The sequence below is a fragment of the Skermanella sp. genome (genome assembly GCF_059503625.1).
Map to the genome: position 1 here is coordinate 1 of NZ_JCACHA010000763.1, position 10,041 is coordinate 10,041.

The 10,041-nt window shown below is 55.7% G+C and carries 10 protein-coding genes; 3 read left to right on the plus strand and 7 right to left on the minus strand.

All coding sequences use genetic code 11. The annotated features are described in order from the left end of the window. The 4 genes from AC5JJ6_RS26510 to dpdA form a co-directional block, all read right to left on the minus strand. Nucleotides 1–227, minus strand: a 227-nt coding sequence (locus AC5JJ6_RS26510) for a hypothetical protein (RefSeq protein ID WP_496044944.1), incomplete at its 3' end; no start/stop codon positions are given. Then, nucleotides 224–2,023, minus strand: a complete 1,800-nt coding sequence (locus AC5JJ6_RS26515) for an ATP-binding protein (RefSeq protein WP_496044945.1) — start codon at nt 2,021–2,023, stop codon at nt 224–226. The genes AC5JJ6_RS26515 and AC5JJ6_RS26510, both read right to left, overlap by 4 nt. Nucleotides 2,024–2,042: 19 nt before the next feature. Continuing rightward, nucleotides 2,043–3,197, minus strand: coding sequence for a hypothetical protein (locus AC5JJ6_RS26520; RefSeq protein ID WP_496044946.1), 1,155 nt, complete (start codon nt 3,195–3,197; stop codon nt 2,043–2,045). 59 nt (nt 3,198–3,256) lie between these two features. Next, on the minus strand, nt 3,257–5,281 hold the full coding sequence (dpdA, locus tag AC5JJ6_RS26525) for a tRNA-guanine transglycosylase DpdA (RefSeq protein WP_496044947.1): 2,025 nt from the start codon (nt 5,279–5,281) through the stop codon (nt 3,257–3,259). A 363-nt stretch (nt 5,282–5,644) separates the two neighbouring features. On the opposite strand from dpdA, the gene AC5JJ6_RS26530 reads away from it, so the two are divergent. From AC5JJ6_RS26530 to queC, 3 genes are all read left to right on the plus strand, one after another. After that, a complete protein-coding gene (locus AC5JJ6_RS26530) occupies nt 5,645–6,223 on the plus strand; it encodes a VUT family protein (RefSeq protein ID WP_496044948.1) in 579 nt (192 codons plus the stop codon). A gap of 157 nt (nt 6,224–6,380) precedes the next feature. Then, nucleotides 6,381–6,758, plus strand: coding sequence for a 6-pyruvoyl trahydropterin synthase family protein (locus tag AC5JJ6_RS26535; RefSeq protein ID WP_496044949.1), 378 nt, complete (start codon nt 6,381–6,383; stop codon nt 6,756–6,758). Nucleotides 6,759–6,823: 65 nt separating this feature from the next. Then, nucleotides 6,824–7,456, plus strand: coding sequence for a 7-cyano-7-deazaguanine synthase QueC (gene queC / locus AC5JJ6_RS26540; protein WP_496044950.1), 633 nt, complete (start codon nt 6,824–6,826; stop codon nt 7,454–7,456). A gap of 56 nt (nt 7,457–7,512) precedes the next feature. Here the strand turns inward: queC and AC5JJ6_RS26545 are convergent, their stop codons facing one another. The 3 genes from AC5JJ6_RS26545 to AC5JJ6_RS26555 form a co-directional block, all read right to left on the minus strand. Further along, nucleotides 7,513–7,944 carry a hypothetical protein gene (locus tag AC5JJ6_RS26545; protein ID WP_496044951.1) on the minus strand — a complete coding sequence of 144 codons (432 nt, stop codon included), beginning with the start codon at nt 7,942–7,944 and terminating at the stop codon, nt 7,513–7,515. Between the two features lie 2 nt (nt 7,945–7,946). Further along, nucleotides 7,947–8,990 carry an AAA family ATPase gene (locus AC5JJ6_RS26550; protein ID WP_496044952.1) on the minus strand — a complete coding sequence of 348 codons (1,044 nt, stop codon included), beginning with the start codon at nt 8,988–8,990 and terminating at the stop codon, nt 7,947–7,949. Nucleotides 8,991–9,079: 89 nt separating this feature from the next. Then, nucleotides 9,080–9,898, minus strand: a complete 819-nt coding sequence (locus AC5JJ6_RS26555; RefSeq protein WP_496044953.1) for a terminase small subunit — start codon at nt 9,896–9,898, stop codon at nt 9,080–9,082. Nucleotides 9,899–10,041: the final 143 nt, after the last annotated feature.

The window sequence follows — 10,041 nt, forward strand, 5'->3', positions numbered from 1 at the left end:
TGAGCAAGCTCCTCGAATGTACGAAAGAATTTCCGATTCGTCATCCCCGTTGTCCGGGTGTGGGTGACAAAAACTACATAATTTTTGTCCTTCCAGCGGAAAGAAATATCAGATTTTATCAGTTCATCTTTTGGTCTTTCACTTCGGAGCACTTCAATACCCTTGGCTATGAACAGACTCGCAAGAACGTGCTCTAACGCATAGCCAATCTTCTCAGAGAATTTCATGATAGTATACCTCGTACGTTTTGAGTTATTGTGTCGAAAGAGAGGGTTTGGACTGGCAATGTGATATCTCTCAGGCTCGTTGAAAGCAAAAATTGTCCGCGACCCAATACCTGAAGCTCGCGCACGAATTCACCAATGTCGGATGAAGCTGCTCGCGTAGCTTCGCGCCGTTCATCAGCGTTGCCAAGGGCCATGATGATTTGTGTGTTGAGCTGAGTCAAAACGCCGGGGTCGATCTCTGAGACCTGCTGACTAACCACTCCGAGCCCGATACCGAATTTTCGACCCTGCCTGCTGATGTCGCGGAAAACGCTTCCGAACTTCATGCGTGCAGGATTTAGAATACTCGGCGCCTCTTCCACAAGGATATTCACTAAGGGAAGCTGATCGGGTGTCCGGACACGACCATCAACGATATATGGCAGCGCGCCAGTCTCAAGCCGCGCAAGCAGTGCACCGACAAGGCATCGCTGCCCGACACGGCCGTTGACCTCGTCCACGCCGAAGACGGATGCAATCTCAGTGCGAAGCCGCTCAGGTGAGCTTGCCAGTCGCAAAGCCCGCCGAAGCGAGAACAGCGATCGGGCAACAACCGTGTTCAAGAGAAACTGCTCAAGTTCGCCGAGCAGCGTCGTGTCAACGACCAGAACTCGTCCCTGCTCGAGAGCGCAGAGAATGTCGGCGAGCAAAGATTCATAGGGAAGCCCTAGTTCTTCATCGAAGCGCGACACGAGGCGTGTGTTACCGTATGCGAGGAAGCCAAGCCGACGCTCAACCGCAGCAATCGTGCCCGGGAGGTATTCGGTGCTCCCTTCAACCTTGCCAGCGAATAGCCGACTAATCCAGAGTTCCCCATTCTCGGCGAAGAGCTGCCGAGCAAACGCAATTTGCTGCTCAGAAAAATCCAGTATGCTGACGAGGTCATCAGACGTAATATCTCCTCTAGACAGCCTAACCCGAGCCTCGGCAGGACCCTCCAGCGTGTCCCTGGCGGTCAAGTAATAGAAGGGAGCAATGAGGGTGGAATGCTCTTCGTCGGAGCAACTGCGAACGATGCCTCGTAAACCATCCGCGCCACCGGTACTGGCATGCCAAGTTCGAAACTCATCGTGCGGGTCGATCGCGAACACAGATGCGCGTGGTTCTTGCCGCCCTTCTTCAAGGAAGCGGTTGTGGTTGAGCACCGCAGCTAAAAGAATCATGATCAGATTGCTCTTGCCACAACCAGTACGGCCGAAGACACCGATGTGGTGTGAGAGCGCGGTGATCGGAAGGCGGACGGGAACTGACGTGAGTGCACGTTCACCGGCAAGAAGATACCCAATAATAAGACCCGTGTCACCGACCTGGGTTCGCAACAATTCGAACACCGCATCACCTGACTCAGGTCGAGCAGGATCCACGCGGAAGACATCCGTTAGGTGCTGTGGAAGTCTACGAGGACGATTGAATGACCACAGGCTGCTCGATGGGATGTACTCAGCGTATCCGAGCACCATTCCGCGAAGTTCAACGAGCTCTTCCTCGGCAAGGTCCTCTGCGAAGTAGGAATCGGGCATGGTCAGCTTATTACGGGCAACGTCTCCGATCTGCAGAGTGCGGTTGAAAACGTTTGCATATTCCGTCGCACGAAAAACATAAACACGGTCAGGACCACGACGGCACGGCAAGAGGAACAGGTCACCGATAGCAACATCACCGTTTCGCGCTACGACCGTCAACTGCGACGTGCTGCTCTCTGCCAAGACCCCGAAGCGTGGACCGAGCAGCGAGAGAAGGTTATCGAGTCTTGCCATGGTCGCCTCAATAAGGGGGTTAGGCGTGACCAGTTGGTTGAGACGCATCTCTGAAATGGGAGCGCTTCATCCCGGCCCGCACGGCTTCGTCGATGAGCTGCTTGCGAAGCGCCACGCGCTCGGCATCCATAAGGGATGCCTGGTTGTGAGCGGCCCTTACCGGATATGGGTATCCGAAGCAGCGTTGATCGTGAGAGCAGTAGTCGAGCGACTGGAAGAGCGATCGCACCGACGACTCGTCGCGTAAATGTTCAGCGCAGTAGATCTCATCGAAGTCGACCCGGAGCACTGGGACATTACGATGAAAACGGACGAGGTACGTGACCGCGCCAGCTGGCGGTAGGCGACGCCCGTCGGTTCCTGGAAGGGCCCATCCGTCAATCTGTTCAGTCGGAACCTTCAGATACCAGTGCTCGGCGGGAGCCTTTTGATCATTACCGGCTGCTTCGGCGGCTGCGGACTCGATGAAGTCGATGCCCGATAGTCCGTGTGATTTCGAGAGACCCGCGAAGACGATCCCTCGCTGGCGTGCTTCTACACAACACAACCGTTTGAGGTGCTCGTAGAACAAACTCACATCGCGGCGGGTCACAAGAGGCAACGTCATTGTGCTATCGAAAATTAATAGCGTGGGGCCGCCAGTGCATCCTTGCTGATATCGGCGCAACAGCTGGAGAGCGATCGCCAGCTCACCAGTCGTCCGCAGTTGGATCGCCACATTCGAGGCATCTGACGCATGCGGCCGGATGAGCTGTTCGACCAGCTGCGACACTGACGTTCTGCGGCCGCTCCACCTGGCCTTGAGCTCTCGGTAATCCGAGGCCGCTACAACCTCGCGCAGTGTAAGTCCGCACATTCGCTCAAATGTAGCGTCCCATACCCGCGAACGGTGCTGCTCCGATTGCGGAATCCAAAACACGTCGAACAGCGCCGGAACTCCAGTGTCGACCTCGCGAAGTCCATGGACGGTGTCGGCCGCGTAAGCGCTGCCCTGGGCAACCGTTAGGTAGACAAACGAGTCACCGTAGGCGAGTGCAGGATAGTCACCCGAGCCATCGATACCTGCGCATTCTACGGAATCAACTGTTGTGGTGTGGTCGAAGAAACGAATGGATTGGCGCAGGCGGCGCGCAGCCTCCTCGCCAAGCTTTGCGGAACCCTCCCATTCGCTCATCTCGCTTGCCACCTCAGCGAGCCGTGAACGAACAGCGCTTCGAAGGTGAAAATCAAACCTCACGGAGAGGTGTCCAGCAGGGAGAGCTGTAGCTGACGCCCGGGGAGGCCCCGAGAGTCCCCGCTCAGGACCTGATCCAGCAGTCGATAGAAGACGTAAGTGTTGTGAAAGCCGCGTCGTCGATTTCGGTTGTTCCCACGGAAAACAACGACCTCCACACCAGCATGCTTGCAAATCGCGCACTCACACTGCTCCCAAGGTCGCTTCTCAAGGGTGTTTCTGTAAGGTCCAGACAGGTCGACTCGGTCCGCAGTGACAAATCGGTCGTACTCGAGAAGGGCATTAAGGGCTCCATCGATTGAACCCCTACGCGCAGCGTAGGCTCGCACGCTCTTCAACGCAGCTTGTTCCAAGCGACTGACCGCCGCATTATCAAGACCAGCGTGTTCGTTCATGCGCTTGGCGCGGAAACTCTTGCCGGCCTCCGGAATACGCAGAGCCGCGAAGCTCTCCTCAGGTAGCACATAGCTTGTGGTCGTCCGCATCCATGCTTGGCGCAGGAAGGATGCGCTGTCAACGGAGGTGACGCCGAGCTTCGTAAACACAGAAAGTCCCGCGAGGCGAGCGAGACCAAACAGGTGGACTCGTACAGTTGCCGGAACAACCTCGTGCACCGCTTTTAGTATCTCAACGATATCAGAGGTCGATGAACGCACCAAGCCGCCTAGTGCGATGTAGTCGTATCCCATATCGACATACTTCTTGGCTGCTGCCGCGTAGCTCTTAGCGTCCCATCCCTGGACCGCACCGATTGGTGTCCACGGCAGTCCTGCTTTGCGATGGGTCTTCAAGAACTCAGCCGCGTTCTCGACCGTCAGATCGTATCGCGCCTTTTTCTCTGCCTCCGTTGCAGTCACAATAAGGTGGTCGATCGAGACACCGTAGTCGAAGTCGAGTCGCGTATAGTACTCAAGGATCTCCTCTGTCGTGTAAGGGGGCACCTTCTCGTTGATGTACCCGAAGGCTCCGCAATCCCCCATGATAGGAAATTGCCGCGGGACGCGCAGCGAGCGGTGCACGCCGAGCCGGTTGATGAGCTCCTTCTTCTTTTTGCTTTTCTCCGCAACAACTTTAGAGATTAGAATCCCGTCGTAGTTCGGCTCAGGGTACAGCTGATGGGCGTAGACTGAGTTTGACCAGTCGCCTGAGCCCCCAGAATGGACATCATTTTCGAAATCGAAATCCCTGTCGACGAAGTCATCCCACTCGGGGATGAAGTAGCTGAGCTTCGCGCGATGCGGCCTATGGTTCCACGTCGCTGGGAGCGAGATGACGTAGTCGACGTCAGTCTTTGCGCGCGCGGTGGAGCGCCGCGCCGGCGGAGCTGCTGGCGCATCATCGAGCAAGCTTAGGACGTCGCTGGACAGAGGAAATGTGGCTGCGAAGGCGGAGTCAGTGGCTAACCGCGAGAGAATGCGAGAGCCAAGTTCCCCTTTGAGCGCAACGAGGCCACATGAGAAGCGCTTCGCCTCGGCATTCGTAAGGGCAACCGCATACAAGCTTGCAAGCTTGGGCAGCTTCTTCAGGGTGTTCTTTCCGCAGAATAGAATCGTCGGCCCACCAAGCTTGACGAAAGCATCCAGGGAACAGGCGTCGAGATAGTCGTCCCCCAACAAAACGATGGCGAGGTCGTAAGGGGCTGAGACGGCTTCACGAAATGCCTGCGGAACGTTGAGGGTATCGGCCCATTTGCGCAGTTCACTCCTACCCATACCCTGAAACGTGGCTTCATAGGGCGCGAGCTTCTGTTCACCAGAAATGAGTCCATATCCGGCCGATAGGATGTACAGCTCCAGTTTGCCGGCAGTTTTTTGCAGCTGCGCACGCATCGAAGCGATACCGCGCATAAGGCGGGCGTGCTGTTGACCAGTGTACAATTGCTCGGCTGCGTGCATGAGCATCGAAAGGTCAGCCTCACGAGATCTGACATGCTCTACCCCGCGGGAGAAATCCACCATTGTCAGCCGATCGGGACTGTCAACCGCTTTTTCACCAGTGCAGGATGTAATTACGACTAATCGCATTGGGCTCCTTGGGCGCTCCTGGACCAACTTCGAACAAATTCACAACGCTTAGGTTTTTTAGCTTGACCGTAGTTCGTCAATCCAACGGCATTGGGTCACGAGGCATGTTCTGTCCGCGCTGCGAATAGGGGTGACGGTGGTTGAGCTTTATCTGGCTGCGCTTGCATTGGCAAGGCCACCATTGTCGACGGTGTGTGTCAATCATGCCTTATGACAGATATGCCAGACGTGGTAGGCCTTGTGCTCAGTTCTCATCCCAACATATTGTGGAATCATATCTGGATGTCGTCGATATGTTGATTAACCGGCAGGCTTGTGTCATCCTCACATGGTAGATATCTGAGCAGGAGAGGACAGCAGGGCATGACCCGAGAAAAGATCGAGGGGATTGTAGCGCTCGTGGCGTTCGGCGCCACGATCCCGATCGCAAACTGGATGATTGGGAATGTTGGAACGGTCTGCATTTCAAACGGACCATGCCTGATCCCAGTCGCTCCATCGATCACGGCCCCAAGCGGCGTGCTCATGGTCGGGCTGGCATTGGTTCTCAGAGACTTGGTCCAGAGGCGACTCGGGGCATTATGGTCTCTGGCAGCCATCATTGCCGGGACAATCGTTTCAGCTCTTGTCTCCCCTCCCTCACTCATTCTCGCATCGGCCACAGCTTTTTTTCTATCCGAACTTGCTGACTTCACTATTTACACCCCACTCCAAGAGCGCCGGCTTATCCTTGCCGTTCTTGCCAGTAGCTGTGTTGGACTAATTGTCGATAGCATCATATTCCTGTATCTGGCTTTTGGATCGCTAGATTACTTTGCAGGGCAGGTCATTGGAAAGACATGGATGGTTCTATTTTCAATACCATTGTTAGTCTGGATAAGAAAACGGGATATGCGCCTCGGCATCTTGCCAGAAGGTGGAGAATGCAGAGCTACTTCGTGAACTTTCCCATATACGTTTAAACCTATCCCGACGCAATCTATGAATGTAATAAACTTTGCAATGTTCGCATTAGGCAAAGATAGCCTAAGGAGCAAATTCAGCACCACGTTGACACTTTACTTCGCGCATCAGCACGCAATATGATGAGAATTCTGCCATGTTCGAGCTTTCCAAGCAGTTCCGCTTTGAAGCGGCACACACCCTTAACCGCGCCATTGATGCCAAGCCGAGTCGACGCATTCATGGACACTCCTACCGTGCTGAAATCACGCTACGGGGCTTGGCAGACCCGGTATCCGGCATGTTGATGGATCTTGGTTGCTTTGAGCGGGCATTGAGCGAGGTTCGAGACAGCTTGGATCACCATTTCCTAGATGAAGTCCAAGGCCTCGGCCCAGCGACTTTGGAGAACCTGTGCCTGTGGATTTGGCGGCGCCTAGTTCCCCAACTGAACAGCCTTGCCCGGGTAACAGTTTATCGAGATAGCACCGGTGACACTTGCACTTATTTTGGACCTACCGAAGGTCACATGTAATGAAAAATAGCGCACTGGTGCTTTTCTCTGGGGGACAAGACTCCGCTACGTGCCTAGCTTGGGCAATGGAACGCTTTGCCACCGTCGAGACCGTCGGATTCGATTACGGCCAGCGCCACCGGGTCGAACTCGGTTGCCGACACCGTTTCTGCAAACTGATCCTTGATGTATTTCCCCATTGGCGTTCTCGTCTGAGGGACGATCATTTGTTGGACCTTAGGAGCCTCAGCGCGGTTAGCGACACCGCTCTAACACGTGACACGGAAATCCACCTCCAGGCTAACGGCTTGCCCAGTACCTTCGTCCCTGGTCGTAACTTGCTGTTTTTCACTTATGCGGCAGCTCTCGCATACCGCCGGGGGATTCGGCATATTGTTGCTGGCATGTGTGAAACGGATTACTCAGGATATCCCGACTGTCGCGATGACACATTGAAGGCTCTACAGGTAGCCATAAATCTCGGCATGGATAAGCGGTTTGTGTTGCATACTCCACTCATGTGGGTGCACAAGGCGGGCACCTGGGAACTAGCTGAGCAACTTGGAGGTCAGGCTCTGGTAGACCTCATCGTTGAGGAAACACACACCTGTTACCTTGGCAACCGCGATAATCGACACCCGTGGGGTTATGGCTGCGGAACCTGTCCCGCATGTGAACTACGCGCAAGCGGCTTTCACAGTTACCGTACGAAACAATAGCATTGGAAGACCCGCCGGTGGGACATTGCCACGATTGAATTTGCCGGCTCTGCCTTTTACGGCTGTGATCCGTCACCCTCTGCTTCTGGAGCCATGAACGCCTCCCCCTTCCTGGCCCGTGCCAGCGAGACCTCCACGATGCGGTCGACGATGCGGTCGGCTGCCCTCCATTTCATGACAAGCTTTCCGGGATCCATCCCATAATCTGCTACTACGTCCTTAAGCTGCTCAAGCGACAGCTCCACGAGACGCTGGCGCAGGGTCTCTTCTCCTTGGCGGGCTAGATCGATTGGATCAAGCACGGCTGGGGTGCGACGGTTTCCCCGCTTCACGTCGCTATACTCCCATCTCGTCGAGGATGATACAGGCTGGCCGGCGGCTTCACTTAGCTTAAGTACGGCCTCTAGGCGCTGTCCGAACTCAGGGTTGCGGTCAACCTCCTCCAGGACGACACGTAGCAGATCTTGAAGAACCTTTCTCAACGGCATGATCATGCCTCCAGCTTAGCAAGGATTTCCTGTGCCAGGGCAGTAAATTTGTCAGAAAGGCCGTTATAGCCCCATTTCTGCTTCAGAGTTGCATACCCAGAGTGCTCCGCGGCGGCCGCGATCTGGTTCGCTTGCGGGATGATTGTGTCGAACACCGGTGGGTATTTTGACCTGGAGCTGTAGAGTTGCTTCAGGGTGTTACTATGAACTGTCGAATTAGCTTGATACTTAGTGATGACAATGCCCAGAGGTTCGATTTCCTCAGCAATCTCCTTCGAGAACTCCCCGATACGCCGGACGATCTGAGGAATGCCATACGTCGAGAGAATGTCTGGGATTGTTGGGATAACAAAACCTTGGGAGATTCGCAGCCCATTCAGCGTAATGATGCCGAGATTAGGCGGGCAGTCGACAATGACTATGTCATAGTCATCGAGCCGCGACTTCACCGCCTTCCATAGAAGCTCAACCGGTTGAACAGCGTAGAAGCGTCCACTGGGTATTGATGCGAGTTGATCCTGTACATCGATCAGATCGAGGCTGGACGGCAGCAGATCGATAGTCCGCGCCGCAGATACATCCGACACTCTCTTCTGCAGGGTAGCATTGAAGTCAAACTTCTTATTGCTTGGGTCCAGCGCATCTTTGAAGAGACGAGCCAGCGTATGCTCTTTGTCGTTCAGCTTCCCCCAGCGCTCCTCGCCAATGAGCATGGTTGTGGCGTTGGTCTGAGGGTCCAGATCAATCACTAGAACACGTTTATGAAGCTGAGCAGAAAAAGTTTCGGCAAGTGCGACGGTCGTGGTGGTTTTGCCTACGCCACCCTTGAGATTGATAGTTGCAAAAACGTGAGCCATCGGTACTTTCTTTCTCCTGAGCCATGCGCGAATTTGGGAGCGGCGAAAGACAGGACCGGAGGCGAGGTTCGCGATTGGCTTGGGGAAATCCGCCGAACGGGCGCGCCAGTTGGCGACCGCTTGGCGCGAAACCTTAGCCATAGCGGCGATCTCGTTGATGCCGACTAGATCCTCATCTTCCTGGGCCATGCCGCCCTCGTGAACGGTGCATCCAATGTACGTGTACACCGTTCACAATGTTGCGGCAATTATGACAAAAGCCCCATATTAACACTGCCCTAGGGCAGTGTTGCTGCATTACCAAAGCTCTGGCAGATATGCGTAATTTGCTGCTGGGGGTGGATAACAAAGACATTCATCCATCTCGCCTCCCGCAGCGGAGGCTCGTCTCGGGAGACGAGTACTCTCACTCGCCATAGGAGAATGTTCGATCCCCGGCCCGCTCCCTCCGCCATTTTTCCCTCCTTCTGCCCGATGATCGCCCGTGTGTCCGCCGGGGACATGCCCGCTTGGGAATGGTCATCATTCCGGGTCACTATCGCAATCGCAGGCTCGGGCACAGGACCGGACGTGGGAGCGGATATCTTGGCCGCGGGCTGCGCCGGGGGCTGAATCGCCTGGACGGGCGGCGGGGCGGCGATGGCGTCGAGTTCTTCTTCGGGATCGGGGGCGAGATCTTCCAGATCGGCGTCGGGGTGCTGGCGGTCCAGGTGGTAGTGGTAGGCGATCCGCTTGTCCTGGATGACGCCGCGCAGCTTCAGGCCGAACTCGATTGCCCGCAACGCCAGGGACGTGCGGTTGCTCTCCAGCGCGTCGGCGATGATCTCCCGCACCTGTTCTTCCGCCTCTTCGAGTGCCGCCCGATGGTCGGCCCGGCGCTCTGCCCTGAGCTGGTCGATCCGGATGCGGATCTCTGGCTGGTTCATCAGGTATGCGCCGCGCTGTTTCGCGCCGTTGGGCGAGTAGCCGGCTCTTCTGGACGCTTCCGCCCCGCCGGTGTTGCAGGCCATCGCTTGGCAGAACGCCTCCTGCCGGTCCGTCAGACGGGTCGCGGTCAGGGGGACGGCGGGGAGCGGTCGTGCGGTTGCCGAGGGCATGGCGGGGGCTTCGCTTCGTTAGGATTGAGTCTGGATTTTTATCCTATTAAGTTGGATGAAATGCAAGAGCAATCGGCATGCTGAAGGTCAGGGCAATCGCTTGAAGGGCTGTCGTTGTAGGATTCCCTAGATTGGCGGAATGT

Bases quoted from the DNA above. Each gene is read 5' to 3' on its own strand.
- AC5JJ6_RS26515 (WP_496044945.1), bottom strand. From the start codon at position 2,023: ATGGCAAGACTCGATAACCTTCTCTCGCTGCTCGGTCCACGCTTCGGG.
- AC5JJ6_RS26520 (WP_496044946.1), bottom strand. From the start codon at position 3,197: ATGAGCGAATGGGAGGGTTCCGCAAAGCTTGGCGAGGAGGCTGCGCGC.
- dpdA (WP_496044947.1), bottom strand. From the start codon at position 5,281: ATGCGATTAGTCGTAATTACATCCTGCACTGGTGAAAAAGCGGTTGAC.
- AC5JJ6_RS26530 (WP_496044948.1), top strand. From the start codon at position 5,645: ATGACCCGAGAAAAGATCGAGGGGATTGTAGCGCTCGTGGCGTTCGGC.
- AC5JJ6_RS26535 (WP_496044949.1), top strand. From the start codon at position 6,381: ATGTTCGAGCTTTCCAAGCAGTTCCGCTTTGAAGCGGCACACACCCTT.
- queC (WP_496044950.1), top strand. From the start codon at position 6,824: ATGGAACGCTTTGCCACCGTCGAGACCGTCGGATTCGATTACGGCCAG.
- AC5JJ6_RS26545 (WP_496044951.1), bottom strand. From the start codon at position 7,944: ATGCCGTTGAGAAAGGTTCTTCAAGATCTGCTACGTGTCGTCCTGGAG.
- AC5JJ6_RS26550 (WP_496044952.1), bottom strand. From the start codon at position 8,990: ATGGCCCAGGAAGATGAGGATCTAGTCGGCATCAACGAGATCGCCGCT.
- AC5JJ6_RS26555 (WP_496044953.1), bottom strand. From the start codon at position 9,898: ATGCCCTCGGCAACCGCACGACCGCTCCCCGCCGTCCCCCTGACCGCG.